The 24,973-nt window shown below is 39.3% G+C and carries 28 protein-coding genes; 15 read left to right on the forward strand and 13 right to left on the reverse strand.

Annotated features, from left to right (window positions below; translation table 11 throughout):
* Positions 1-1,399: TonB-dependent receptor domain-containing protein (locus AC1DG9_RS09745; RefSeq protein ID WP_477634562.1), on the forward strand; the 1,399-nt coding region annotated here is incomplete at its 5' end.
* A gap of 11 nt (positions 1,400-1,410) precedes the next feature.
* Entirely contained in the window at positions 1,411-2,691 is a 1,281-nt protein-coding gene (locus AC1DG9_RS09750; protein ID WP_337715999.1) for a sialidase family protein, read from the forward strand.
* A gap of 4 nt (positions 2,692-2,695) precedes the next feature.
* Here the strand turns inward: AC1DG9_RS09750 and AC1DG9_RS09755 are convergent, their stop codons facing one another.
* Complete coding sequence (locus AC1DG9_RS09755) at positions 2,696-3,025, reverse strand: hypothetical protein (RefSeq protein ID WP_172662640.1); 330 nt, start codon at positions 3,023-3,025, stop codon at positions 2,696-2,698.
* Between the two features lie 77 nt (positions 3,026-3,102).
* Positions 3,103-3,321, reverse strand: a complete 219-nt coding sequence (locus AC1DG9_RS09760) for a hypothetical protein (RefSeq protein ID WP_172662641.1) — start codon at positions 3,319-3,321, stop codon at positions 3,103-3,105.
* 192 nt (positions 3,322-3,513) lie between these two features.
* On the opposite strand from AC1DG9_RS09760, the gene AC1DG9_RS09765 reads away from it, so the two are divergent.
* Positions 3,514-3,729: a hypothetical protein gene (locus AC1DG9_RS09765; RefSeq protein WP_172662642.1), complete on the forward strand. Its 216-nt coding sequence runs from the start codon at positions 3,514-3,516 to the stop codon at positions 3,727-3,729.
* 174 nt (positions 3,730-3,903) lie between these two features.
* The gene (locus AC1DG9_RS09770; protein ID WP_172662643.1) at positions 3,904-6,039 is read left to right on the forward strand and encodes a hybrid sensor histidine kinase/response regulator; all 2,136 of its coding nucleotides are present in this window, start codon (positions 3,904-3,906) and stop codon (positions 6,037-6,039) included.
* 51 nt (positions 6,040-6,090) lie between these two features.
* Here the strand turns inward: AC1DG9_RS09770 and AC1DG9_RS09775 are convergent, their stop codons facing one another.
* Entirely contained in the window at positions 6,091-6,600 is a 510-nt protein-coding gene (locus AC1DG9_RS09775; protein ID WP_172662644.1) for a hypothetical protein, read from the reverse strand.
* Between the two features lie 172 nt (positions 6,601-6,772).
* Here AC1DG9_RS09775 and AC1DG9_RS09780 point away from each other — a divergent pair, with 172 nt between their 5' ends.
* The 3 genes from AC1DG9_RS09780 to AC1DG9_RS09790 are packed head-to-tail and all read left to right on the forward strand — an operon-like array spanning position 6,773 to position 8,492.
* Positions 6,773-7,441, forward strand: coding sequence for a peptidylprolyl isomerase (locus AC1DG9_RS09780; RefSeq protein ID WP_172662645.1), 669 nt, complete (start codon positions 6,773-6,775; stop codon positions 7,439-7,441).
* Positions 7,438-8,073, forward strand: coding sequence for a M23 family metallopeptidase (locus AC1DG9_RS09785; RefSeq protein WP_477634563.1), 636 nt, complete (start codon positions 7,438-7,440; stop codon positions 8,071-8,073). Before AC1DG9_RS09780 ends, AC1DG9_RS09785 begins: the two co-directional genes overlap by 4 nt.
* Positions 8,074-8,117: 44 nt before the next feature.
* Positions 8,118-8,492, forward strand: a complete 375-nt coding sequence (locus AC1DG9_RS09790; protein WP_337716001.1) for a hypothetical protein — start codon at positions 8,118-8,120, stop codon at positions 8,490-8,492.
* Positions 8,493-8,514: 22 nt separating this feature from the next.
* Here the strand turns inward: AC1DG9_RS09790 and AC1DG9_RS09795 are convergent, their stop codons facing one another.
* From AC1DG9_RS09795 to AC1DG9_RS09810, 4 genes are all read right to left on the reverse strand, one after another.
* The gene (locus tag AC1DG9_RS09795; protein WP_172662648.1) at positions 8,515-8,973 is read right to left on the reverse strand and encodes a DUF1569 domain-containing protein; all 459 of its coding nucleotides are present in this window, start codon (positions 8,971-8,973) and stop codon (positions 8,515-8,517) included.
* Between the two features lie 60 nt (positions 8,974-9,033).
* A complete protein-coding gene (locus AC1DG9_RS09800; RefSeq protein WP_216854462.1) occupies positions 9,034-10,047 on the reverse strand; it encodes a DUF3500 domain-containing protein in 1,014 nt (337 codons plus the stop codon).
* A gap of 72 nt (positions 10,048-10,119) precedes the next feature.
* Positions 10,120-10,371 (reverse strand): methyltransferase type 11, encoded by a 252-nt coding sequence (locus AC1DG9_RS09805; RefSeq protein WP_172662649.1) that lies wholly within the window; start codon positions 10,369-10,371, stop codon positions 10,120-10,122.
* A 19-nt stretch (positions 10,372-10,390) separates the two neighbouring features.
* A complete protein-coding gene (locus AC1DG9_RS09810) occupies positions 10,391-11,413 on the reverse strand; it encodes a hypothetical protein (RefSeq protein ID WP_172662650.1) in 1,023 nt (340 codons plus the stop codon).
* Positions 11,414-11,641: 228 nt separating this feature from the next.
* Here AC1DG9_RS09810 and AC1DG9_RS09815 point away from each other — a divergent pair, with 228 nt between their 5' ends.
* The 3 genes from AC1DG9_RS09815 to AC1DG9_RS09825 all read left to right on the forward strand — a co-directional run bounded on the left by AC1DG9_RS09815 (position 11,642) and on the right by AC1DG9_RS09825 (position 14,357).
* A complete protein-coding gene (locus AC1DG9_RS09815; protein ID WP_337716003.1) occupies positions 11,642-12,718 on the forward strand; it encodes a sensor histidine kinase in 1,077 nt (358 codons plus the stop codon).
* Complete coding sequence (locus AC1DG9_RS09820; RefSeq protein WP_337716005.1) at positions 12,715-13,440, forward strand: LytR/AlgR family response regulator transcription factor; 726 nt, start codon at positions 12,715-12,717, stop codon at positions 13,438-13,440. Before AC1DG9_RS09815 ends, AC1DG9_RS09820 begins: the two co-directional genes overlap by 4 nt.
* A gap of 71 nt (positions 13,441-13,511) precedes the next feature.
* On the forward strand, positions 13,512-14,357 hold the full coding sequence (locus AC1DG9_RS09825; RefSeq protein WP_477634564.1) for a hypothetical protein: 846 nt from the start codon (positions 13,512-13,514) through the stop codon (positions 14,355-14,357).
* Between the two features lie 43 nt (positions 14,358-14,400).
* Here the strand turns inward: AC1DG9_RS09825 and AC1DG9_RS09830 are convergent, their stop codons facing one another.
* Together AC1DG9_RS09830 and AC1DG9_RS09835 are read right to left on the reverse strand one after the other, a co-directional pair.
* Positions 14,401-15,144: a LytR/AlgR family response regulator transcription factor gene (locus AC1DG9_RS09830; protein ID WP_288881540.1), complete on the reverse strand. Its 744-nt coding sequence runs from the start codon at positions 15,142-15,144 to the stop codon at positions 14,401-14,403.
* Positions 15,141-16,223, reverse strand: coding sequence for a sensor histidine kinase (locus AC1DG9_RS09835; protein ID WP_288881542.1), 1,083 nt, complete (start codon positions 16,221-16,223; stop codon positions 15,141-15,143). Before AC1DG9_RS09835 ends, AC1DG9_RS09830 begins: the two co-directional genes overlap by 4 nt.
* Before the next feature lie 263 nt (positions 16,224-16,486).
* On the opposite strand from AC1DG9_RS09835, the gene AC1DG9_RS09840 reads away from it, so the two are divergent.
* A complete protein-coding gene (locus tag AC1DG9_RS09840; RefSeq protein WP_337716007.1) occupies positions 16,487-17,377 on the forward strand; it encodes a VanZ family protein in 891 nt (296 codons plus the stop codon).
* Complete coding sequence (locus AC1DG9_RS09845; protein ID WP_337716009.1) at positions 17,374-20,163, forward strand: TonB-dependent receptor; 2,790 nt, start codon at positions 17,374-17,376, stop codon at positions 20,161-20,163. The genes AC1DG9_RS09840 and AC1DG9_RS09845 overlap by 4 nt, the downstream gene beginning before the upstream one ends.
* Before the next feature lie 22 nt (positions 20,164-20,185).
* Here the strand turns inward: AC1DG9_RS09845 and AC1DG9_RS09850 are convergent, their stop codons facing one another.
* From AC1DG9_RS09850 to AC1DG9_RS09860, 3 genes are all read right to left on the reverse strand, one after another.
* Complete coding sequence (locus AC1DG9_RS09850; RefSeq protein ID WP_288881549.1) at positions 20,186-20,866, reverse strand: hypothetical protein; 681 nt, start codon at positions 20,864-20,866, stop codon at positions 20,186-20,188.
* Between the two features lie 12 nt (positions 20,867-20,878).
* The gene (locus AC1DG9_RS09855; protein WP_172662662.1) at positions 20,879-21,340 is read right to left on the reverse strand and encodes a hypothetical protein; all 462 of its coding nucleotides are present in this window, start codon (positions 21,338-21,340) and stop codon (positions 20,879-20,881) included.
* A gap of 259 nt (positions 21,341-21,599) precedes the next feature.
* Positions 21,600-21,950, reverse strand: a complete 351-nt coding sequence (locus tag AC1DG9_RS09860; protein ID WP_337716011.1) for a VOC family protein — start codon at positions 21,948-21,950, stop codon at positions 21,600-21,602.
* Between the two features lie 128 nt (positions 21,951-22,078).
* On the opposite strand from AC1DG9_RS09860, the gene AC1DG9_RS09865 reads away from it, so the two are divergent.
* From AC1DG9_RS09865 to AC1DG9_RS09875, 3 genes are all read left to right on the forward strand, one after another.
* The gene (locus AC1DG9_RS09865; protein ID WP_172662664.1) at positions 22,079-23,374 is read left to right on the forward strand and encodes an ankyrin repeat domain-containing protein; all 1,296 of its coding nucleotides are present in this window, start codon (positions 22,079-22,081) and stop codon (positions 23,372-23,374) included.
* A gap of 47 nt (positions 23,375-23,421) precedes the next feature.
* The gene (locus AC1DG9_RS09870) at positions 23,422-23,940 is read left to right on the forward strand and encodes a GNAT family N-acetyltransferase (protein WP_172662665.1); all 519 of its coding nucleotides are present in this window, start codon (positions 23,422-23,424) and stop codon (positions 23,938-23,940) included.
* A gap of 145 nt (positions 23,941-24,085) precedes the next feature.
* Complete coding sequence (locus tag AC1DG9_RS09875) at positions 24,086-24,676, forward strand: dihydrofolate reductase family protein (protein WP_172662666.1); 591 nt, start codon at positions 24,086-24,088, stop codon at positions 24,674-24,676.
* Positions 24,677-24,722: 46 nt separating this feature from the next.
* Here AC1DG9_RS09875 and AC1DG9_RS09880 read toward each other — a convergent pair.
* The coding region (locus tag AC1DG9_RS09880) for a hypothetical protein (RefSeq protein WP_477634565.1) at positions 24,723-24,973 on the reverse strand (251 nt) is incomplete at its 5' end.

Below are 24,973 nucleotides of genomic sequence, written 5' to 3' on the forward strand. Positions count from 1 at the left end.
GCGCATTGTTACTTTAATGCTGAACAGAACTACACAGTATTCGCAAATTCCGGGGTCGTTAACTCAGGATCAGGTGGCTGCAAATCCAAAGCAAGCAAACGCTACAAATCTAGATAAAGCGGCAGGTAGATATCAGAACTGGACAAGGGTAGGCCTGGGACAGCAATATCGCTTTAACGATCAGTTCTCTAACACCACAAGTGTTTTTACATATTTCTACGATTTGAATCACCCACTTCCTTATGCGTATATCCGTAATACATACCAAAGTTACGGTGGCAGAACCCGCTTTGCCTACGATCCCGGCTTTAGTGTTTTACCTACTAAATTTACTGTTGGTGCTGAATTTAACAGTGGTCTAACCAAGGGAACGCAGTATGTTAACAACCAGGGTAAAGAAGGAACAATAAACGCTAATATTGATTATCGAAACACTCAGTATTCCTTATTTTATCAGTCTGAAACAGAGCTGACTGCAAAGACTACCTTAACTTTAGGTATTAGCTACAACAGTCTGAATTATGATGTTCGGGATTACTTGAAACCCAACCAGAGCGGAGTTAAAAAGTTTGATCCACAAGCAACACCACGCATAGCCCTTAGCCACACTTTCAGTGATGCGATTAGTTTACATGCAAGTGTAAGCTCAGGGTTTTCTCCGCCTTCGAGTTCCGAAATAAAGAACGTAGATGGCTCTATCAATCCGAATCTACAGGCAGAAAAGGGGCTGAATTATGAGTTTAATGCAAAGGGTAACCTCTTAAAATCTCGTCTGGAATACGATCTTGCCTTATTTAAAATGGACATGAAGGGTGAGCTTATTGCCCAATCTATTCAGCAAGGCATCACTATCTATAATAATTCAGGTAAAACCAGCCATAATGGTGTAGAACTGTCGTTATCCTATCAGTTATTTAAACCAGAAGACGATAGCCAGATTCTTAGCTTACGCCCTTTTGCAGCGATAACCTATTCAGATTTTAAATTTAAAGACTATAAGACTTTAAATGCCCAAAATGAGGTCACAGCCACTTATGATGGAAATGAATTAACCGGTATTGCGCCTTGGATGGTAAATGCAGGAATAGATCTTGAAACCAAAAGCGGATTGTATTTCTATGGAAGCTATTTTTATAGTGATAAACTACCTCTTAACGATGCGAATACAAGCTACAATCCATCTTACAATGTTGTAAATGCCAAATTAGGTTACAAGAAACAAGTAGTGAAGCATCTTGAACTAAACGTTTATGCAGGTCTGGATAATATTCTCGATAAAAACTACAGCTCAATTGTTTCATTAAATGCAGCTAGTTTTAACGGAGGACAGCCAGCATATTTTAATCCCTCGCCAAAACGAAATGGCTATGGTGGATTAAATGTAAAATACATATTCTAACAATTACTAAAATGAAAAGAATAATAACAGTATTGTTGACAGGACTCATTTTTCTTACTGCATGTAAGCAAAAGCACGACAAAGCTACAATTGGAACTTTAAGTACCCAGGGGGTAGCAGTAGGGGCTTACCTAACTCAAGATAACAAAGGTAATCCGGTTCTTTGCTGGTCAGAGCAAGATGGTGAAGATTCTCTTTATCGCTTAAAATATGCAAGTTATAACGAACAAACCAATACATTTGGCAACCCAGTTACTGTTCCCGCTTCCAGCGGGATCAGTACATCTGCCGAGAGTATGGGTAAAGTAGGTTTTAAGGCTGATGGCACCGTGATAGCAGTGTATTCAAAACGGTTTCCTAATGAAAAAAATCCTTACGCAGGTTTGATTTATTACAGTTCCTCAAGTAACAATGGTAAAACCTGGTCTGCATCGCAGTTTTTGCACTCAGATACAACGCACAATTATGGTCGCAGCTTTTTTGACATTACAACCTTAAAAAACGGAGAGCTTGCCGCTGTTTGGCTTGATGGACGTTTTGGCAAAAGTATTAAAGGTTCGGCTTTATTCTTTAACAGAACAACCAAAGGCAATGGCTTTGGTACAGATACTTGCCTCGAAAAAGGTACCTGTGAGTGCTGCAGGACAGATATTCTCACTGATAAAGCAGGGAATATTCATTTGGCTTACAGAAATATTACATTCCCAACAGGTCTTTCAGACAAACAGGTTCGGGATATGGGCTATAAACTATCTACCGACAATGGAAAAACTTTTAGTGCTGTAAAAGCCATTAGTAACGACAACTGGGAGATAGATGGTTGTCCGCATTCGGGCCCGTCACTTGCAGTTACAAAAGAGGGTGTAAATGCAGTTTGGTTTACCGCAGGGGGCGGATCGGGAATCTATAACGCATCATCAAATAAGGCACTTGATTTTGATAAACGTAGGCTAATCACAGCTCAGGGCAGGCACCCCCAGTTAATTTCACTTGCAAATGATCAACTGGTTATGGTTTGTGAAGAATTAAAAGACGAGCCGGAAGAAAAACCAATGAAAATGAACCATTCTCATGGAGGAATGACCATGAACCACGGACCTGCTGCAAATTCTAAAATAGTATTGAGAACTTTAATCCCAGGAAAAGAGGGTAGAATTACTTCAATTACTGACGGGCAGCAAGGAGATCATCACGCAGTAATTACCCGAATAAGTAACGGGGCATTGGTAGCCTGGGAAAGAGAAAAGAATGGACGGTCAGAAATCTGTTATACGCAGATACATATCGATTAATTAACTACTTGTCGACTTCTAAAATGGCTTGCTTCAGACCGCGCACAACATCATCTGAACATCCCATAGAAGCAAAATTAATGTTATGGTTCTGATCCGCCACTATCAGTAATGGCAGATTGTTAGTCTGATATGCTTTGGTAATAGAAGAGGCATCTATAAGTAGTTGAGTATAAAAGATAGGGGTCTGTTTTAACCCTTCAGCAACCTTATCTACCGTTTCATACGTGATCAGTAAAACTTCCAGATTTTCTGGATTTTTTACTGATCTAATAACCTCATTTACTTTGTTGTAATCTCCTGTTTCAAAGCAGTTTGGGTGCCAGAAAATCATTAGTATTGATTTTTTTTCAAGGCGTCAATATTCGTTTTCTTAGCCAGGGGGATCCAGATTCAATACAGACCCAACCTTCAACCTGGGGCTTGCTGGACGTAAGGATATTTTATAAGTTCATATGTTTCAGCTTCCTTTTTAAGGTCTCTTTTTTCAATGATTTTTCTAAACTGGCTGTCCGATTCCTTCTTCTTCAGCACAATTCTATATTCCTTTCCCACAAGCATGTTAACCACTTTCAGCGAGTCAACTCTGTTTCCCTGCTCATCATATACATCCTTACTTTGATCTATCATCTTATTTATTCAGAACCATTCATAGTTATGGTTCCTGAAGTAGTCGTCTGAGCAAAAGTAATTGAAGAAATACTGAGTAATAAAGAAATTGGGAGCGCTATTTTCATTATTTATCTATTTGGTACTTACAAGGTGATAAAATTTCTTAAAACACTTTCATTATCAGAATGTTCTAAATAAAAACCTTATATTATGAAATTCAAAAAAGTTGAACACACAAAAGCCTCCTTTGGATTTATAACTGGGCTTGTAGTTGGCATAGTTGTAGGTATTTTATTTATCCAAAATAAAGCTGGTACGGTCAAACAAGAACAAATGAACAAACAAACTGACCTGGTTAAGGCCGAGGAAATAGCTAATCATCTTGCCTACCTGGGGCACCAGGCAGAGCAAAGTACATTAGATTAAAGCTGTTTTTATCTACAAGTTGAGCAAAAATTTTCTTGTAGCGGGTAATAAACAATAGGGCAGTGCGTCAAAGTAGTTATAAATGGTCAGAAAATGCATTGGTATGCTATTTGCCTATATGCACAGCGTGACAAACTTTTTGTTGCAATTTATCCTACTTGTTTAACATATTTAATGAAAGTAACCTACACACAGACTCAGTCCAGGAAAATTCTTCTTGCTTTTCTGGCTATTGTAATTGTTTTGGCGATCGCTGCACTTTTTGTACGTAACTCTATATCACATAAATTAGAAAACATAGTTAAGCAGGCCAACAATGTAGACGTTGATGGCTCCAAGCCCCAGCAAATACTGCTGCTGCTCCACCAGGCAGAAGACGATTTTCAAGAGTCCTTACTTAATGTTAAAAGCAAAAAAAGTGCGGACTATAAATCCAAGCTGTCTAAAGCCTTTAACCAGATTGATACCTTATTAAAAAGAACCACAGATACGCTTCAGATAACACCTGATCAAAGCATAAAAGTGAAAGACTGGTATCGTAAAAAGCTGCAGCTTTCAGACAAGTTGTATGCTGTTAAACATAATTTTGATTCCCTGCTCACTGTATATGCCACTTTTGAAGCTGAAGGAAGTAAGGGAGAAGAAAAGCTGGTTACCAGCATCAAATCAAGCAGCAAAGTAAAAAGCAAAACAGATACCGTTCGTAAAGAAGTAATTGTTCAAAAAAAGGGGCTCTTTTCGAGATTAAAGGATGCCATTTCTAACAAAAATGACGGTTCTCCCACAGCTGTGGTTGAAATTAACCATCGCGAGCAGACCGAGAACTCGGCTCTTGCCACCCGGAAAGGGCTTAGTAGCGATAGGGCCGTATACCTGGATAAATTGCAGAAACTGCAAGAAAGAAACGTAAAGATGCTTACCATGCAGCGCGAACTGATAAGCCTGAATGATCACATTAGTACTGAACTGGAAAACATCATTAATGAGGTGAAGACACTCAACTACAATATGGCCGATGAATTTAAAACAATGGCTTTTAAAAGTTATCAGGAATCAACAGATTTATTAAACAGGCTGTATTTGGCAGCCCTTTTTCTTGTGCTGGTTTTTGCCATGCTGTTAATTATATTTATAGTAAAGCTTAACGGTTCTGAAAAACAATTGCGTAAGGAAAATGAAAGGGCAGTAACCATTGCACAGCAAAAAATGGACCTTTTACTGCACATGAGTCATGAAATAAGGAATCCGTTAACTGCTATTAAGGGGTTCTTATATATTTTCAGTCAAACAGAGTTGTCAAAACGTCAATCCGATATGTTAGATTCTATCCGATTGTCATCGGATATGCTATTGGGTACTTTGAACGACACCCTGGATGCGGCTAAAATGGAGAACAGTGAATTTAAGTTCAACACCGATCCGTTCAATCCTGATTTTATACTCAGAGGCTTAATAGAAAACATGGAATTCAGTGCCACCAAGAAAATGCTGAAACTGAAATACGAATTTAAAGGTGATAAAGAGGCTGTTTTACTCGGAGATAGTTTTAGGCTAAAACAAATTATGATTAACCTGTTAAGCAATGCGATAAAATACACCAAAGAAGGTGAGGTCTCCGTAAATGCGGTATTAACAAAAGTAAACGATAAACCCAGACTAGAGGTAGGGATAACGGATACGGGAATGGGAATAAGTGCCGATCAGCAAACTAACCTGTTCTCTAAATATTACCAAACAAATTCCTCAAAAGGCAAAACCGGTACAGGCTTGGGGCTGTATATCTGTAAGCAGTTTGTAGAGCTGCAGGGTGGTAAAATAAGCGTAAAGAGCACCGAAGGCACCGGGAGTACCTTTAGCTTCTACATTCCATATCTTGAAAACAGTAGCAATGATCAGGCAGTAGTAAATCAAACTACAGAGGATCCGCTCGCACTGTTTAATGGAATAAGTATTCTTGCGGTTGATGACAACGAATTAAATCTGAAATTCCTGAAAATGATGACGCAAAAATGGAACGTTAAATTTTATAGTGCGGCTAATGGGAAACAAGCACTGGATGTTCTTGCAAAAGAAAACATAACAGTAGTTTTAACTGATATTCAGATGCCGGAAATGAATGGATATGAGCTTCTTCAGGCGATAAAGAAGTTACCTGATCCATTGAGCAAGCTACCTGTAATTGTTATCAGCGCAAACCCGGAAGAATTTGAAATGAATAAAATCCTGAACAAAGGGTTCTCCGGTGTAGTTAGCAAACCCTTTGTCGAAGCAGGTTTAATAGCACAGATCGCTAAAGCTTTAAAGGGGTAGGACAATAAAAAAGGCAGCACGTGGACTGCCTTTTTTATTGATTAATCTTATTTAGTGTTTCCCATTATTACCACTGCCGTTGCCATGTTTCCCATTGCCTTTACCTTCACGGGATTTGCTATTGCCCTTTGCCTCACGGTATTTGTTTTTGTTACCGGCAGGTTTGGACTGTCTAATGCTCCTGCTATCTCTGATTACTCTTTGTTTTCCTTTGTAACCTTTATACTTGCTATATTCTTTAACATGCACTTTATGTGATAAATAGGGTTTGGGTGAGTTAATTACAACCTTGTAACTATTGTATAAATCGTAGTTTCTATATCTTGAGGGCAAGCTGTTATTAAACACCCAATTCCCATTATTAAGGTAAATGTATTGTTTATTAGGAACGTTGTAATAAGTGTCTATATCAGGAAGATAATAATAATCAACATGATCATAACCGGCCGGGCCCCATTGTGGCTGAGAACCTATGTTTATATTTACGCTTACCTGCGCCTGAGTGTTTATGCTGCTTAACGAAGCTACTCCGAAAACTACAGCTAAAAGTATTTTTTTCATTTTATGTGTTTTATTTGATAGCCATAGTGCAATGCTTATGCCGCAGATTATCAAAACATACAGCCAATCTGCCGGATCTGTTAATTTATCGACTGAGAGCAAGAATATATCGACAGGATCAATCAAATATTCTTTTATATTCGTTAGATATTCTTAAAACTGGAAAAATCAGATGAGAACTTCTGTCCTAACTTTGCTACTTTTATTATTCGCGTTGATTACTAACGCCCAATCCGCCTATGTAAGGTTAATCACCAACAAAGGAAATATTACGCTGGTCTTGTATGACCAAACGCCTAAGCATAGAGATATGTTTCTACAAGCCATAAAAAAAGGCCTCTATAATAACGCGCAATTTAATCGCGTCATTAAATCCTTTGTAAGCCAGGGAGGGGAGCTCGACGAAACTATTCTTGAAAGAGAAAAACTACATCCGGAAGTACCGATACAACGCTTAGCGGCAGAGATAACACCAAAATTATTTCATAAAAAAGGTGCCCTTGGAGCAGGTAGAAATGACAATCCCGAAAAGAGCTCATACCTTACCCAAATATATCTGGTCGTAGGTAAACTGCAAACAGACGAACAACTCGATGTGCTGGAAAAAAAGAAAGGTATTAAGCTCTCACCATCACAGAGAACCACTTACAAAACAATAGGGGGAACTCCTCATTTAGATAATGATTATACCGTTTTTGGTGAAATAGTTGAAGGAATGGAGGTGGCTGATGCAATAAATGGTGTAAAAACAGATAAAAATGATCTTCCATTAGAAACAGTAACCTTTAAACCGGTAGTGTTATCTAAAAAAGAAGTCTTAAAGCTTAAAAAAGTAGAATGATAAAAACAGCGCTCTTAACTACAGTACTTTTATTGTTGAACTTCCAAAAACCAACAATCGATACTGATAAAGACAGATGGAAACCCTATTATGTAGATGCTGTTCCAGCAGTTGTAGCAAGTAATTGGGTATTGYCGTTCGATGTATCCAACAGAAAAGACATAAAACAAATCAAAGTAATCAGCATATTTGGAGATCATCGGGATAGCTTCTATAAAGGACACATACATACCGCAATAGACATTAATCCTTTAAAACCTAAAACGAGTTTGATAGGTGTTTATCCAATCGCAAAAGGTGTTGTATGCTCAGTACATTTAGCAGAAAACCAGCGCACGGTAGTAGTAAAACACAAACTTGCCGATGGTAAAGTGATGTTTACTTCTTACAAGCACTTAAAAGAGGTGTATGTGAGTCAGGGCCAACAGGTAACCGAACAAACAAAGCTCGCTCGTCTATTTACAAAGCAGGAGTCGAAAAAGTATGGAGGAGATTACCATCACCTTCACCTGGAGATTCGTAAAAATTTTGACGATTATGGCTGTGCCAGCTGGTTAACTATGAATCAAAAACAGCTCGATCAACGTTTTTACAACCCATTAATCTTTTTAAAAACAAAATTAAAAAGTTAGCCCACCAGTTGGTATATTTAGTAATAGCTATTTAAATAAATCGTATGGATGCACATGAATTAAGAATTGGAAACATTGTTGGCCTTAAAGATGGAAGCTGGTTTGTTGTAACTGAGGATCATTTTAAAACCCTAAAATTTTGGGAATCATTTCATGGTTCATATCAGGGGGTTCCAATAAACGAATATTGGGCATCATCACTGGGGTTACAGGTTAAACTAAGCTCATTCATCACTTATGTAGAAGATAGCCAGGGTCAAAGTAATGAGTTCAATTTGTTAAATTCAGTTGACGATAATAATCATGAAATCTGGATTGTACAGTATAACGGGCACACTTTGAAAAGGGTAGAGTATGTTCATCAGATACAAAATCTGTTCTTTGCAATAAGTGATTACGAATTAACTTTGGCGCTATAAGTAGAGGTGGCTGTCGTGTTAACTAAACCCCAAACTGATTCAAATGGTGATTCAGGTGTTTGTAAAACATATTATTCCACTCTGTTTTTGTAAGCACACCAAAAGAATGTGACTCTTTATTATCGAAATGATCTTCGCCCAATTGCTGAGTTTTTTCAATATAGCTTATCAAGCGTGCTTTTTCAGTTTCAAACACCTTAGGATCAGTAATTAAAAATTGTGGTGCTGTAGCTCCGTTCTTGCCATAAGGTTTTTCATTCACCACCTTATTTTTGATCATCATCTTCAAAATAAACTTTAAGAAGCCATTTGGATTCTTATGGATATTATCAAACACCAATTCGTAGGTAACATTGCAATGTGCAAGCATCCGTGCAACATCCATTTTGCCCCATTCAGGTTGACTTTCAGGTGTTAGTTTGTTTATTCTTGCAATTATCTCGTCAGAAACTGATTTTGTGAAGATATTAGGTAAGGCCATTCTTAAGATTGCTAATAAAGATTAATGCCCATTGCTAGTTAGCAACAAAGCGCGATGAAGTTAATTAAAAAAACTAAAACTCCCCCCGTAATCTCGGATGTGATCTCTATAAACAGTATGGTAATGCACCTCAGCCGGAAATACTGCACCTGGCTGGCATATAAACTCTATCCATACAGATGGGCCATCAATGCGAATGTAATCACCTTTGTTAGCAAGTGAAGGACCACCAAAATATCCTATATACGTATTGTCTATTTCTGCAGCATAAGAAGCCAATAGTTTTTTGGCAGTAGCATCATCAGCAATTTGAACCCAAGCTTTCATGGCCTCAATTATCAAGGTCTTTTGGTGTTTGTTTAGCGAGCCTGCTTTTAGCCCGGCCTTTGTGGCAGGGAATTTACCATCAGCACCCGGACCTACAGATACATCGTCAAAACCGCTAGCTAATTTGGCACTTTCTAATTGCTCATCACTCAATGAAGCAAGCATACTTGTCAATAAATCGTGATTGGCTTTAAGGGGGGCATAAGTAACTCCGTTGGTAGTCCAGGTTTTGGGCTCTAAGCCAATAAAGAGAGGCGAAGCGCTAACAACCTTACCATTATCAAACGTTAAGTTAACCGCCAAATGGTGACCGCCTAACTGAAGTTGCCATTTGCCTGTAATCTCTGGCTTACCCAGAAATGCAATAATATAATTTCCCTGTGAGTATCCCTTACGGCCTGTACCCAGAAAACCATCGGCTGCTAAAATCTGCATAGCCTGGTCATATCCCTTAGAAGGTAGTGTTCCCATGGCTGCTTTAACAACTGCTTTAGCATTTTGAAGCTGTATATCTGTCAATGAGCCTAATAAAACCCCAACCCTGCATTGCAATCCACATGGAAGATTGGTCCATTTTGTGGCATTTTCCTTAGTATAACCAATTACCACTGCCCTTTGCTGATCGGTATTTAATGATTTAATAAAAGTGTTTGCCGTGCTTATAACGGTCTTAACTGATTCTGCCTTGCTGTTTTGGCTGCAAACAAATACAAACAACATACAGAATAGTGCACCCAGGTTTTTCATTTGGTTTTTTTATCCAAATTAACAAAAAAGGATGGGATACTAAAGTCCATTTGCGATCCAAATATAGAAACATTAATGATTGTAATGCCCTAAAACAGGGCAACTATCCGGATCATAAGGAAGGTGGATACAGATAAAGCCATTACTTAGAAGAGAATGAACGACATCTTCGACATGAAAGAAAGTTCCTTCGATCCTAAGTATCTTGTCCTCATCTTCCAGATCAAATGAAATTTTGAATGCCGGGTATGCACACAACAACTGGCTAATAACATTCATCGCAGCTGCAGGGTGCTTAACATTTGTTTTGAAAATTGCTACCATAATAATTTGTTTTGATATGTTATTTCTTCTTTCCAAGAATAGAAAATGGATTAAATGATATACCTATATTAAAGTAAAATACGGGATCGGGAGTGATTTTATAAACGGGGTCAGCAAATGAGTCCTCTTTTTTAAATACTCTCCCCGAGGGCGTGTATTTCATCCCACTTTTTGCCGTCAGCATAAAATGTCTCCCAATCGCATGCTCGTAGGTCAGTCCTGAATTGACATCCAATTGGCCATACTCATATTTTTGGTCGGTGCCATCCAGGTTATAAAGGTAAAATGCAGTTCTGTCCAGTTCAGAGCCGAATGAAATTCTCCCGTTACGGTTAAAAACAAATTTTCTCAGATACAAACTTCGGGGAAGCACAATGTCTGCTATCATGCCGTTGTTGAATTTGTGTTCATAGGAGAAGGTGGGGACAAATGGAGTCGGTGCGCTAGGGTCAATGCTGGCCAAAATTCCGACGGTCATTTTTGTGCGTGGATTTGCTTTCAATACCATTGTTGCCGTAAGCATTCCCCTTACTCTTTCCAAATGCTTGTCGCTACCATCCAACATCACACTTGAGCTATAAACCATCCGTTTTCCGAATAAGGATGAAAAATAGGTTAAATTCAGGGATGAAAACAGATAGTGAAGATCATTAGAAGTGGTGATGTATGATGTACCTGTATTTCCAATTTCTGCCTCTGCGGAAGTTAATCTATATCCCAGGGTTGTACCTAAAATCCAGCTCTTGCGTTTAATGAGGCTAATATTAGCACTCACCTTAACTTGTTGAAAGCGGTTTATACTATTTACGGGTAAAAGACTCCCGTCTTTTTCTGACTTGAAATTGAAGGGAGCAGTTTGGGTAAACTCAATATTTAGCGGGCGGGTTATTGCAAATTTGTCGGCAGCAAAAGTAGCCACTCTTTTAGGGAAGTTCAAACTGTCCTGCTTGCCTTTAGGGATACTATCCGTAGTCTGAGAAAAGCTATTGATTGCTAAGGCGAGTATACTCAATGTTGCCACAGTTCTTTTTATTCTGTTCATATGTTGTGTTAAAATTTCGAAAGAGATTGGGTAAATCCGGACGCAAAGGAATATATAATGCGAAGACACATTTTTGTTATTATACCAGATCCACTAAATAATATACCAGATCGCCTCAATGCCATACCAAACCTTAAACCTGAATTTGGTATATTACAGAGGTCATTTGGTATAATTTCGCAAAGTGAACTAAGACATAACCTTATCTTTGCAGCAATAGAAAATTAAATGAAAGCAGATCTGGAGCTTAAGAACACAAATCTCTTGCAGGTTATCGTTGATGATCGGTATAGGATCCTGCGTCACGCTGTACTTTTAGTGGTTAGTTTGGTTGTTATTACCTATTCTAACTGGCAAGCAGAATACTCCGGACCTTTTAATTATTTTAGATTATTAAGTGTTTATGGAGTATTAATTGCTATGTGCTACATCAACATGTATATACTGGTGCCCGTTTACTTTTTTAAGGGCAGGTACGTGTTGTATCTAATTCTTTTTTCCCTCCTGGTATTTCTCAGCCTTACTTTCATATCTGGTTTATTTCAAGTGTATCTAGACTCAGCGGGAATGCAGTTAGGACATGGCTATAAAGAAGATGATCATGGTTTTTTTGAGGGCTTTTTTATAACAGTGTCGATTATCCTGATTACCACCATGATTAAATTATTTCAACGCTGGACAAAAGATAATGAGCGAATTGCCGAGTTGAATAATATAACCCTAAGGATGGAACTCAATGAGCTAAGAAATCAGATTAATCCACATTTCCTTTTTAATATGCTGAATGGCATAAAAGCATTGATACGCACAGATCCCGAGAAAGCTAATCTAGTGATTATGAGACTTTCTGAGTTTTTAAGGTACCAGATTTATGATAATAATGAAGAAAAGACGCCGTTACGATCAGAAATCACCTTTTTGTCGAACTTCCTGAACCTGGAGATGCTCAGGAGGGACAAGCTTTCTGTAGATATTAATATTCCCGATACTCCCGGAATATTGGATGGGATCTTTGTACCACCCAATTTGTTTACCACTTTTGTAGAAAATGCCGTTAAACATAGTGTGGATGTGAGTGGTGGAGAGCCCCACATCACAATTAAATTTGTAATTGTTGATGCTGAACTTCATTTCTTTTGTATGAACTCAAAAGATCCACTGTTTATACCTAACGATCAAAAGAATAGTGGATTGGGGTTGGCAAACATTAAACGAAGACTGCAACTGCTCTACCAGAATAACTATTTTTTAACCATAGATTCCACAGAAAATCAATTTTCAATTCTATTAAAATTGCCCTTATGAACTGTATCATTGTAGACGATGAACCTTTGGCCAGAGCGGAGATGAAAGCGTTGATCAACGAAGTATCCTCAGCTAAAATATTGGGCAGTTTTTCAAATGCATGGACCGCTCTTGATTTTCTGAAATCAAATAAAGTCGATTTGATTTTTCTGGACATCGAAATGCCCATGGTTACCGGGCTAGATTTTGCCACTCAATTATCAGGCTCAACATTGGTTATCTTCACAACGGCCTACCCGCAGTATGCCTTAAAAAGTTATGAACTGGACGCAATCGATTACTTGCTCAAACCCATAGACAAAGGGAGGCTGGATAAAGCGATCAAAAAAGCCGAAACTTATCAAAGCCTGCTTTCAGGCAACCCTGAAAAGAACACACTTGAAGGTAATACGGCAGATTTCTTGTTAATCAAATCAGATAGACGATTTCACAGGATCAAATTCGAGGATATCAGATTTATAGAAGGACTAAAGGATTACGTAGTAATACATCTGGCTGGCCAAAAGCTGATTACAGCCATGAACTTAAAAACCTTCCATCAAAAAATTCCTCAGGATACCTTTTTGCGCGTAAGCAAATCCTATGTGGTGAACAAGAATTATATTGAATCTTTTGACCACCATACTATTTACCTTGGTATAAATGAACTGCCAATAGGAGAGGTTTATAAAAAGGACTTCTTCACTATATATTCAGGAGGTTCAATCTCTCCTGAAATTTGATATTAAAAAAAAAGTTAATGAAGTAAACAGATATGTTACATTTATTATATTTGTTTACTCATCTTAATCCTATGAAAAAGCTCTACTTATGGCTTATTGTAAGTCTGATTTCTGTTAATCTGTTTGCACAAACAAATACTGCAAAACAAGATATTATTCAAAAACTTAACGGCGAAGAAATGAAAGGCAAAGTTGTCAAGGTAACCKACAGCGATGTTACATTTATATATGATGGCGAAACTGCGGAATACGTCGTTAAAAAATCTGATATTGCTAAAATTGTGCATTCCAGTGGCAGAATTGAAATAATCAGCCAACAGAGTCAGCCTTCTCAGGACCGCCAAAAAGATCCTGTAAGCATGTCTGCCTCCCCAGCTGATCATCACAATAAAATAGCTGTCCTCCCATTCACTTATTTGATGGACAATCAACCTGGCGCAGATGCAATTGGCCTCAAGGCACAGGAAGACACTTATGGATTCCTTTCACAGCATTCGGCAGGTTATACCATTTTGGATTCAAGAACAACCAATGCTATGTTAGCCAAGGCAGGGGTAACCAGAGACAAAATGATAAGTTTTACCATGAAAGAAATTTGTGATATACTTGGTGTAGAGTATATTGTTGATGGCATAGTTACACAAAATAAAGGCTACCAGACCAGTTCTTCAAGCGAAAATTCAAATACCAAGGTGAAACGCGATGGCGACAAAGATGTAAAAGGAATTTCTTCTTACGGTTCCTCATCCAGCAATGCTGTTCAACGATACGATGTGGCCGTAAGTCTGCATATTTATATGGACAATAACGCCAGTATTTATAGCCAGACCCATAAAGCTTTTTTAAGTAATACCGATGGTTCTTATGCTGGCCCATTGGAATATCTGCTCAAAAGATGCCCACTTTACAGAAAATAAAACTACTCAATAGACCAAACGCCTTACAGTTTTGTTGCGGTTTTCAAGTCCATTTCCCAACAAACTGAGCAAAAGCATCTTTATGCTGATCACCCACGCTGATCATCATTTTGCCAATATGTACCGAATTTTTGGTCATGGATGTGATCTTATCCAGTGAAACGATAAACGAACGATGCACACGCATGAAACGTTTCGGGGGTAATTTTTCTTCCAATGCTTTCAAGCTGGTACGCGATAGGGTTGCTTTCTCGGCATTCTTTAGTTCAACCTTTACATAATCCTTTAAGCCTTCGATATACAGAATATCATCCAGGGCGATGCGCACAAGTTGATATTCCACTTTCAGAAAAAGATAATTTTCGTCTGCACTTTCTGTTTCATTTGCCACGGGGGCTTTTGCAGCAGGCTTATTTAGTAATTCAGCATAGTTCAAAGCCTTTTGGGCAGTCCGGTGAAATTCTTTGTAATTAAAGGGCTTTAGCAGATAATCCAAAGCATCTACTGTGTATCCCTCCAGGGCAAACTGGTTGTAAGCTGTAGTAAATATAATGCGCGGTTTATCAAGCCCCGTGTCCAGTACGCGTGCCAGCTCAATGCCATTTAGGTCGGGCATTTGTATGTCCAGAAATATGAGGTCAATCTTCTCAGTGCGAATGGCTTTTAGTGCATGCACAGCATTTGCGTATTTTCCTGCCAGGTGCAAAAAAGGCGTTTGTTCAATGAATTTGCACACCTGACTAAGTGCCAGGGGCTCATCATCAACTGCAATGCAATTCAATATCATAACAGATCCAGAATTAAGTGAACAGTGTACTCATTATCGGCATTGAGCTCGCAGATCTCTAGTTTATGTTTACCTGAATAAAGCAGCTCGAGCCTCCTGCGGGTATTCACCAAACCAATGCCGCCGCTGGTATCTAAGCTAACACTATTATCTTTCATTATCGAATTTTTTACAGTAATATCAAGCAGACTTTCCCGTTGCAGGATCACAATATCGATATGACTTTGCGCTGTCGCACTCACCCCATGCTTAAAGGCATTTTCAAGGAAAGGCAATAAAATCATCGGTGCCATGGGCATATCCTTTAATTGCGGGGGAGTATCAATCTTCACCTTTACTGCGTCGGTTAACCGCAATTGCATCAGACTAATGTAATCCTCCACAAAGGCAATTTCCTGGCTCAGCTGGGTTTGTCCCTGCTGCGTTTCATAAAGCAAATACCGCATCATGCGAGAAAGCTGGTGAATGGCCTCGCCGGCCATATCCCCGTCAACCTGGGTAAGCACATAAATATTGTTCAATGTATTAAAGAAGAAATGCGGGTTGATCTGTGCCTTAAGGAACGACAACTCTGAAGTGATCTTGTCTTTTTCCATCTCCTCGCGTTTCTGCTTATCTTTTTGCCATTTCCCAATGGTGGCCAGGCTGGTACTGATACCAAGCACCATTACAGAAATAACTAAAGTAAACACTTGCAATATATTTTCTCCTCGGTGTGCCAATATCTTCATCATCAAACGTTTATGAAAAGATTCATCAAACAGCCATTGATGAAAGTTAAGCGCCGGTTCACTCCAACCATCTAAAATTACGATGACTATAATCACCCCAATGATTATTGCAAAATAGTAACCAGGATGTTTTTTTAACAAAAACCTGGGCACCAGAACAAAAGCATTGATATAAAATGCAATCACCAGCAGGCCAAGCGTAATTACCTGTCTTATCCAGAATGCATAATGAATATTAATCCCTGAAAAAAAAGGCAGATAAAAAAATATAGCCAGCCCGAATACACTCCAAACGAGGATATGTATCAATATGGTTATCAGCTTGCTTTTTGATAGTAATAGTTTCATTTCATAAAACTGGTTTCATTATTTGTCCGGAACATAATAAAAACAGCTGCAATATCACTTATTAACTGGTTTCCTGCAAATTCCAGCGCTATTGAGCCATTTTGTGCCGACCAACAGGCATTTTTCGTCTTTTAACGGGGATTACCTTTTTTTATGATATATAAGATCTCGTTAATCGAACAAAAAGAAGCCTCCGTCTATGATCTGCTTGTCGCGGTATATTACATTTTAGGATGCATAAATAATGCTTTTGCTTTGTGTCTATGAAGAAGCAATTAATATCAACATTTATTCTCATCGCTTATAGTGCGATCCTGATCAAGGTAATGGTATTTAAGGATGTGCCCATGATCAGGATAGGCTCCTTGATGATTTATTTTGGTGGATCACAAACAGGTCCGGCCAATTTAGTTCCGTTCAAAACCATTTTGGTGTATCTGCTAGGGGAGAAGGGCTTGGTAATCGGAGGCATTAATCTTATCGGAAACATTATTTTGCTTGTACCGGTAGGATTGCTGGGCCCTTTGGTTTTTGCGGACATCACATGGAAAAAAATGTTTGTGCTTGCAATTGCCACCGGTTTTGCAATCGAGGGATTACAGGTACTATTGCGTGTGGGCATATTTGATATTGATGATGTTATATTAAACGGACTTGGTGTTATGATAGGCTATTGGGCCTTTACCGTTCTGGGAAAGAAGCTGCGTTTGATGGAATCCAAAAATATCAGGATTGCCGTAATTATAATGATGCTTGTAGCTGCTGGCGCAGCATCTTACGGTCTTGTTCTTTACCAGAAGGGTCAGTTTCCCCTTAGTTTGGAACCGGGCCCGGAGCGCGGCAGGTCTGACCGTGCTGAAGAGGGTCAAGGTAGTGGGCCTTCTCAAGGCAACGACCCCTGTGGGGGCACCGGTGGCCTGGGACAGATTGTAAGTACAGGAAATCAGGCTATCATTATTCAACAGCGCGACGGCGAGAAAGTAATGATTAAACTTACCCGCCAGACAACCATCAGAAACTCTTCAGGCGCCATCTTAGTGTCCGATTTAAAAATAGGTAGCAAGGTAACAATAGTTACCTACCAGTCAGATGCAGAGGGCAACAAAATTGCAACAGCTGTTTTGGTTTGCAACGCACCAAATCAGGGATCATGAGACGTCTACATTTTCTTTCAGTTGCTGCCTTGCTTTTCAGTATGCAGGTTTACGCACAAACCGGCCGTCAGGTAACCGGTGTGGTAAAAGATTCCACAGGAGCAACGCTACCATGGGCAACGATTAAATTGTTTACAGATAAAGACAGTTCAGTTGTTGCTACTAATTCCACTGGCAGGTTTACCTTCTCATCGGTATCAGTTAATCAATTCAGCCTGGTGGTTACTTCTTTAGGTTATCAGGGTGTTAAACGGCGGTATAATCTTGCTCCTAACAACATCACAGCCGAACTAGATCCAATCGTATTAAAAAGTGACCCTATTACGCTTCAAGGTGTTACAGTCACTAATGCTAATGCGGTTAAAATAAGGGAAGATACAATTGAATACAATGCATCAGCATACAAAGTGCGAGAAGGTGCAGTAATTGAAGACGCCATTAAGAAAATGCCTGGTTTAGAAGTAAGTAACGATGGTAACATCACAGCACAAGGTAAACAAGTAAACAAGGTGCGACTCAACGGGAAAGATTATATGGCAGGTGATGTGAAAAGCCTGACCCGAAACCTGCCTGCAAATCTGGTGCAGAATGTACAGGTCATAAACGATTACGGTGATCAGGCCAATATTACGGGCATCAAAATCGGTGACCCACAAAAGGTATTAAACATTAATATCAGGAAGGATAAAAATCATGGCTATTTTGGTCAGGGAACTGTGGGCAGCGGCCGTGATGCTGTTCGGGAAACAGCAGGGATAAAAAATGGGGGTCGTTATGTCGGAGCAACCAATGTATTCAGTTTCCAGGACAAGCGTCAGATAACCATATCAGGTGACGTCAACAATACCAATACAAGCCTGTTTACCTTTACCGGCGGAGACCGTCCGAATGTGTTTGGTCCGGATCCAAAAGGTATTACTACCACACGCTCATTAGGGTTTAATTATCGTGATGATTGGAGTAAAAAGGTAAAAGTTTACGGCAGCTATAGTCTTGCAGACAACTCGGTATACACCACTTTAAAAACGGTTCAAAATAACATATCAGGCCAGCTACCTTCAGTCCAGAACAGCAATAGCACAGAGAATACCCAGAATCTTAACCATCGTTTTAAATTCAATATAGAATACAAGCCAGATACAGTAAATTACTTTAAATTCATCCCAACGTTTTCGTACAGCGGGGGGCGTACCGATCAAAATTTTGCAAGTAGGCTACAAGCCCAAAATATCGGTAACACTTTAATCTCAGATTATACAAGAAGTTTATTGTCTCACACCAAGGCGCCCAACTTTGGCCTTAGTGCATTGTACAACCATCGGTTTCGGAAGCGCGGGCGCAATTTCAATGTATTGTTAGCCAGTGGTACTACAAGAAATAAACAGTATCAGAATCCTGTCTACAATTATCTGGAAGGCAATGCCAATGCGCCGGTAAATCAGATGATCAATACCAGCAGGCGTACCGACAGCTTGGGTCTTTCTTTGTCATACCTGGAGCCGATAAGTAAAAAAACATATCTGGAATTTAATTACCAGTACCATAACGTACAAACAGGGGCGGACAGGCTTACCGACACGGTTGCCGGCGCAGGTGATGTCAATCGCGATCCTAATTTAAGTAACGATTACAATTTCAATTTCATCACCAACAATTTTACCGTAAACTATCAGGTAATTGACCAGAAATATAACTTTACATTGGGTGTGACCGCGCAACCAACATTGCTGAAGGGCTCATCATCTGCCACTGCCCCGACACACAAAACCATATTTAATTTTTCACCGGTACTGCATTATGTTTATAACTTCTCCGACCTTCAGGCACTGGCTTTGGACTACCAGGGAGCAAGCAATTCACCAGTCTATTACCAATTGCAGCCGGTGATTGACTTTTCAGAGGCCAGCTATCCGATACAGGGTAACGCGGATCTGCTGCCCGAGTACAACAACAACTTTCAGATCAGGTATAACAAATTCGGAGACGGTACGGGCAAAACTTTTTTTGTGAACCTGAGTTTTACTCAAACTGACCATAAGATTGTAGCCAACACCGTTACCTATCCACGCAATTACAAAGCTGACCCAAGGCTAGCGGGGGCAATATTAACGAAATATCAGAATGCTTCTGGGTTTTATAATGCTTCGGCATATTATGCGTTTGCCAAGCCATGGGCAAAACGAAGATACAGCTTATTCTTTAATGGGAAGGTCACTTACAATAACAACATTTCTTACCTCACTGATGTTCTCGATTCACTCGGTATTGATCAAACTGTCCAAAAGAATATCGCTAAAAACTTTGTGCTTTCTCAGGGAGTACGTTTCAGGGTAGATATTCCCGAGGTTTTAGACGCAGAGGCGAGTGCCAGTTATAGTATTAATCAATCCAAAAATTCTGTCGCACATGCCAATATTGACAATAACTTTCAAACCATTACTCTTGGCACGAATGGCAACCTCTATTTCCTGAAAAATTGGACCTTAAATTATAACTACAGCAAGATGATTTATGAAGGCTTCAGTGGTTCCACCAACCCAAATATTCTGAATACCTACCTAGAGCGGCGTTTTCTAAAGAACAACATAGGTACGCTGCGCTTTTCTGTGTATGATGTATTTAGTGAGAATACAGGTTTTACCTCAACTCAAAACGCTTATGCCATTACGCAAAGCAGCGTAAACCGCTTAGGGCGTTATTACCTGCTCACCATTACACTCAGACTGCAAAAGTTTGTTGGTCGTCCTCCAAGGGGGATGCCAGGTGGCCCGGGTGGGGGTGGTTAGCCCCCGGGCTAAGTGCAAAAATCTAATCTCCTCCTAACGGTTTTACTAACTTTAAGGTTTTTTCATTACCAGAATTTGCTGTTTTTGCATCATACTCAATGCTTTCGGTGATTAAGTCAGAATCATAAGCAATTCTGGCTTTTCCCTCAGGCACGAAAATACCTGTACCACCTTTGCTGTTATCAATGTTTATTAAACCAATAGTGTAATTTTTAATGTTGTTGCCTTCTTTTACACCCGAAATTATCGTAGCAAATATGGCAGAGTAGGAGCCATAAGTAGATTTAACTTTCCCGTAGATGGTAAAATTATTTCCCGAACCTGATATTGCCGTTACAATGCTGGTATCTCTTAAAGTTAATACATGCTCGCCAATTAAGCTTATACCAAAATCATCATTGTGTTGGTCAAAAAATTTCACCTTTGAACTCAGAAATGCATTTCCCGGTTTATCTCCGGATATGTTTGATGCTTTTAGAATCAGTGGCGATACATAAAATGCGCCCTCCATATTAGGGGGTGTTGTACCTTCATTAACTGGAAAATTTAATCTTTTAAGGGTATCTAAATATTGCTGTGGAATTACATCCTCGATTTTATTTTTAAGAATTTCTTCATTTGATGGCCCATCTTTATCTTTTTTGCATGAAGCAAGGTAAGAGATGCATATTATTGCCAGTATTACAATTGAAGTGTTTTTCATTGGTATTATCTTTTACTTTTTAATTTTAATTGATATTTGTCCGTCTTCCAGGGCTTCAATATTTTTCTCGGCAAAGATGGCCGGATTGGTCTGTTGTAAGGCAACCAGTAAATCTTCTGTTGTGCCACTATGCTGCAAATTAATTGTAGAGCCCGATGAGCTAAATTTCATTTTCGAACTGGCCACACCCTTAGTACTTGCTGCCTTTTCATTAATGCTCTTTAGGGTAGCAAAATCGACACCGATAATATTTACAGTAGTTTGCGCTTCGGCTGCCACTTCTTCCTCCGCAACTTTCTTTTTGCCAAAGAAGCTACCGATTTTACCACCGGTTTTTCCGGCTCTATCAGCTTGTTTTCCCGCTTTATCCGCCTTGTCAAGCGCGCGGTCTATTTTATCTAAAATGCCTTGTGCATTTACAGATGCTACACCAAATAATATCATGGCGAAGCAAATAATTCCAAATTTTTTCATAACGGTAATTTTTAAGATGTACTCAAAGTGACTAATTATTGCTTTTTCAAACAATAGATGAAAATTTGTATTTTTTTCTAATGGTTTACCTGTATTTTTTGTGATAATTTTTTATCGCAAGGTTACCTCACCAAATCAAGCCTTTGAAGCAATTATACACTGATGGTGCAGTTAGAAGGAGGTAAGAAAAAAAAGCGGGTAGTTTTGCTATTCCTTATATAGCTAGCAATTCAGTTATCTCCGTAATTATTTGTGATAATTATATGTGGGCCAAAATATTAACCAATTTGTTGAAAGGATCACGCACAAAAAATCTACGAACACCCCACGGCTCATCAACGGGACCATATTCAATTGATATCCCACAATCTCTCATTCGCTTAAGCGCCTCATCAATGTCATCGACTTCGATAGATAAATCAGGTACCGGTGTACCCGAACCACCCTCCGTTGCAAAGCTTATCTGAATGTTTTGATTCTCATTAGACCCATAGGTCTTAATCCAACCATGATCCATCAATAAATCAAGCCCAAATATAACTTGGTAGAATTGTTTGGCCGCATCTATGTTTTGCGTGGATATGTCTACAACGATTCTTTTAACTTTCATAGATTAATATTGACTGCAAATAAAAGAAAATAATGAACACATATTGTAAAGTTTCTGAGTTTACAGGTTAAGATAGCAGTTCAGGTAAATCCGAATAATATTTATCTTTATTTCAAAAGCTACCTTTTATGAACACACTAGATGCCTTTATTAAAGCCAGTGTATGGTATGGCTCAACAGACGAAGCCGAAGCCTTACTTGCTTCTTCTCCCGACATTGCCGAAAGTAGCATTTACACGGCTGCATTGCTTGGAAATGACATCGCCATAAAACACTTTTTGGCTCAAGATCCTTCTCTTGCCACCGCTAAAGGAGGAACACTAGGATGGGATGCATTAACCTATCTCTGTTTTTCCCGGTTTTTGCATAGTCTCCCTCCGGCATCTTTTGTTTCCGCTGCTCAAACATTGATCAGGGCCGGAGCTGATGTAAATACAGGTTTCTTTGATGATCAGCATACACCTCATACAGAGTGGGAAAGTGTCCTTTATGGCGCTTCTGGGGTAGCATTCCATCCGGAATTGACCCGATTGCTTCTCAACAACGGTGCAAATCCTAACGACAACGAAATACCTTATCATTCACCAGAAAGTTACGACAACCGTGCCTTCCAGCTATTGCTCGATAGTGGTAAGATGACTGTAGATTCCCTGGCTACTATGCTGTTGCGTAAGTGTGATATTCATGATACCGAAGGCATCCGCTTGGCATTGCACAGTGGGGCAGATCCTAATCGTTTAACCATTTGGGGCGTTACAGCGCTACACCAGGCCATCCTGCGCGACAATCAGTTACAAAACATATTGATGATACTGGAGCATGATGCTAATCCTGGATTGCAAAGCCAGAAAGACGGCAGATCTGCCACAGTGATGGCAGCACAAAGGGGCAGGGCAGACGTATTGCAATTGTTCCGGGATTACGGATTTGACATATCCCTGCAGGGAATGGACGAACTGGCCAGAGCCTGTGCGCTGGATGAATCTGCAACAGGAATTTTATCGGCTGAGTATGGAGGTATGCTACTTGGTGGGTTTGCGGGAAATAACAACGCGGCAGGAATAGGAAGAATTCTTGCCTTGGATATTCAAGTAGATACGCCTTATGTAAATGGAGATGGTTATTTTGGAATTCCGAAAAATAGTACTGCATTGCAGATTGCAGCTTGGCGCGGAGCTCATGATGCAGTAAAAATGCTCATCAATAACGGAGCAAACGTAAATACAAAAGATACTAACGGAAATACACCATTGTTGCTCGCTATACGTGCTTGTACCGATTCCTACTGGATGGACTGCCGCAAAACGGATTCGATTGCAGCGTTGATTTCGTCGGGGGCAAATACGGAAGGTATTATTCTGCCTACTGGATATGATGATGCAGACCGCTTACTTGATGCCGAACTCAACAATGATATCAGATAGTTTTATCTAGTTATTGAGTAAATTTGTAAACCAAAATAAGTTAAATAATGGAATACATACAGGTCAAAAAGGCTACTATTGATGATTTAAGTGCCACTCAGCGCATTGGTAGAGAAACTTTCTTTGAAACATTTGCCGATAGTAACACGAAAGAGGATATGGAAAAGTATCTTGAAGACAGTTTTAATAATAGTCGCGTGATTGCTGAATTGAGGAATCCAGATTCATCGTTCTATATCGCTTGGGAAAATGAAAATCCTGTTGGTTATCTAAAATTAAATACCGGAACTGCACAGACAGAACAACAAGACCAAAAAGCTTTAGAAATTGAGCGCATATACGTCAAAAGCAGTCATCATGGAAAAAAGGTAGGTCAACTTCTTTATGAGAAAGCGCTCGAGGTTGCTCGGGAAAAGCATAACTCTTATCTATGGTTAGGTGTTTGGGAAAAAAATCCACGAGCAATAAGATTCTACGAAAAAAACGGATTTATAGCTTTTGACAAACACATATTCAAAATGGGTAACGACGAGCAGATAGATATTATGATGAAGAAAGAATTATAAAAAACGTAGTTCTACCTATAAATTATATGTTCTGACGCAATTCACCTCTAAGTTGTCGTTTTTACACCACATCAAACTCTGAAATGCACTCCATCTTTGTCTTGTCAATCAAATACTTTTATCATCAAACTAAAAAGAAAACGAAATGAGAAAAATTACAGTATTGTCGATGATTTCACTAGATGGGGTGATGCAAGCACCAGGTGGACCCGGAGAAGACACATCAGGTGGCTTCAAATATGGCGGCTGGACCGCCTCATATGGAGATGAGCTTTTTGGCAAGATCATACAGGAAGAGTTGAAGCCTGCAGAATATCTTTTAGGTAGAAAAACCTATGAAATTTTTGCGTCCTACTGGCCCGATCACGCTGACTTTTGGCCTGGCATTAATGATGGTGCCAAATATGTCTTGTCACAGACCGTGGAAAAATCAGATTGGAAAAATACTATTTTCCTCCAAAATGTGGCAGATATAAAGAAACTTAAGAATTCCGAAGGTGCCGACATTCAAGTTTGGGGTAGTAGTAAGCTCATTCACTTGTTGCTTAAACATGAGCTTGTGGACGAGCTCCGTTTAAAAATTTACCCAATAATTCTTGGTGAAGGAAAAAGACTGTTCGATAACGCCGTGATCCCGGCAGCTTTTACATTAGCAGAACATCATATTACATCAAAAGGGGTTATCATTGCCTATTACAAGCGAGCCGGAGAAGTTACTACAGGCAATGTTGGGTAGTAAGTAACAGACATATGCTTATTAAAAAGAAAGAATAGGGGGCATCTTACATCTTATTCACTTTGCGGATTACCTTTTCAATTCTAGACCGCTTACTTTCTTTCTCAATACCTCTTATTCTGGAGGTCAATGTCTTTACGAAAGCCACTTTATTTTTGGTATTGACAACGTGGAATGCATTTTCTGCATACATGGGTAATTGGTTGTCKGGGCTTTTCAGTAGTCGCTCATTTAGTAAAGAGAACACACTCTCGTTATATTCTTTAACACCACAAAGTTTAATCATAATACCTACAC

Source organism: Pedobacter sp. 05L430, assembly GCF_056397585.1.

What these genes read in the sequence shown, in the direction of transcription:
- AC1DG9_RS09750 (WP_337715999.1), top strand. Translation starts at nt 1,411, where the DNA reads ATGAAAAGAATAATAACAGTATTGTTGACAGGACTCATTTTTCTTACT.
- AC1DG9_RS09755 (WP_172662640.1), bottom strand. Translation starts at nt 3,025, where the DNA reads ATGATTTTCTGGCACCCAAACTGCTTTGAAACAGGAGATTACAACAAA.
- AC1DG9_RS09760 (WP_172662641.1), bottom strand. Translation starts at nt 3,321, where the DNA reads ATGATAGATCAAAGTAAGGATGTATATGATGAGCAGGGAAACAGAGTT.
- AC1DG9_RS09765 (WP_172662642.1), top strand. Translation starts at nt 3,514, where the DNA reads ATGAAATTCAAAAAAGTTGAACACACAAAAGCCTCCTTTGGATTTATA.
- AC1DG9_RS09770 (WP_172662643.1), top strand. Translation starts at nt 3,904, where the DNA reads ATGAAAGTAACCTACACACAGACTCAGTCCAGGAAAATTCTTCTTGCT.
- AC1DG9_RS09775 (WP_172662644.1), bottom strand. Translation starts at nt 6,600, where the DNA reads ATGAAAAAAATACTTTTAGCTGTAGTTTTCGGAGTAGCTTCGTTAAGC.
- AC1DG9_RS09780 (WP_172662645.1), top strand. Translation starts at nt 6,773, where the DNA reads ATGAGAACTTCTGTCCTAACTTTGCTACTTTTATTATTCGCGTTGATT.
- AC1DG9_RS09790 (WP_337716001.1), top strand. Translation starts at nt 8,118, where the DNA reads ATGGATGCACATGAATTAAGAATTGGAAACATTGTTGGCCTTAAAGAT.
- AC1DG9_RS09795 (WP_172662648.1), bottom strand. Translation starts at nt 8,973, where the DNA reads ATGGCCTTACCTAATATCTTCACAAAATCAGTTTCTGACGAGATAATT.
- AC1DG9_RS09800 (WP_216854462.1), bottom strand. Translation starts at nt 10,047, where the DNA reads ATGAAAAACCTGGGTGCACTATTCTGTATGTTGTTTGTATTTGTTTGC.
- AC1DG9_RS09805 (WP_172662649.1), bottom strand. Translation starts at nt 10,371, where the DNA reads ATGGTAGCAATTTTCAAAACAAATGTTAAGCACCCTGCAGCTGCGATG.
- AC1DG9_RS09810 (WP_172662650.1), bottom strand. Translation starts at nt 11,413, where the DNA reads ATGAACAGAATAAAAAGAACTGTGGCAACATTGAGTATACTCGCCTTA.
- AC1DG9_RS09815 (WP_337716003.1), top strand. Translation starts at nt 11,642, where the DNA reads ATGAAAGCAGATCTGGAGCTTAAGAACACAAATCTCTTGCAGGTTATC.
- AC1DG9_RS09820 (WP_337716005.1), top strand. Translation starts at nt 12,715, where the DNA reads ATGAACTGTATCATTGTAGACGATGAACCTTTGGCCAGAGCGGAGATG.
- AC1DG9_RS09830 (WP_288881540.1), bottom strand. Translation starts at nt 15,144, where the DNA reads ATGATATTGAATTGCATTGCAGTTGATGATGAGCCCCTGGCACTTAGT.
- AC1DG9_RS09835 (WP_288881542.1), bottom strand. Translation starts at nt 16,223, where the DNA reads ATGAAACTATTACTATCAAAAAGCAAGCTGATAACCATATTGATACAT.
- AC1DG9_RS09840 (WP_337716007.1), top strand. Translation starts at nt 16,487, where the DNA reads ATGAAGAAGCAATTAATATCAACATTTATTCTCATCGCTTATAGTGCG.
- AC1DG9_RS09845 (WP_337716009.1), top strand. Translation starts at nt 17,374, where the DNA reads ATGAGACGTCTACATTTTCTTTCAGTTGCTGCCTTGCTTTTCAGTATG.
- AC1DG9_RS09850 (WP_288881549.1), bottom strand. Translation starts at nt 20,866, where the DNA reads ATGAAAAACACTTCAATTGTAATACTGGCAATAATATGCATCTCTTAC.
- AC1DG9_RS09855 (WP_172662662.1), bottom strand. Translation starts at nt 21,340, where the DNA reads ATGAAAAAATTTGGAATTATTTGCTTCGCCATGATATTATTTGGTGTA.
- AC1DG9_RS09860 (WP_337716011.1), bottom strand. Translation starts at nt 21,950, where the DNA reads ATGAAAGTTAAAAGAATCGTTGTAGACATATCCACGCAAAACATAGAT.
- AC1DG9_RS09865 (WP_172662664.1), top strand. Translation starts at nt 22,079, where the DNA reads ATGAACACACTAGATGCCTTTATTAAAGCCAGTGTATGGTATGGCTCA.
- AC1DG9_RS09870 (WP_172662665.1), top strand. Translation starts at nt 23,422, where the DNA reads ATGGAATACATACAGGTCAAAAAGGCTACTATTGATGATTTAAGTGCC.
- AC1DG9_RS09875 (WP_172662666.1), top strand. Translation starts at nt 24,086, where the DNA reads ATGAGAAAAATTACAGTATTGTCGATGATTTCACTAGATGGGGTGATG.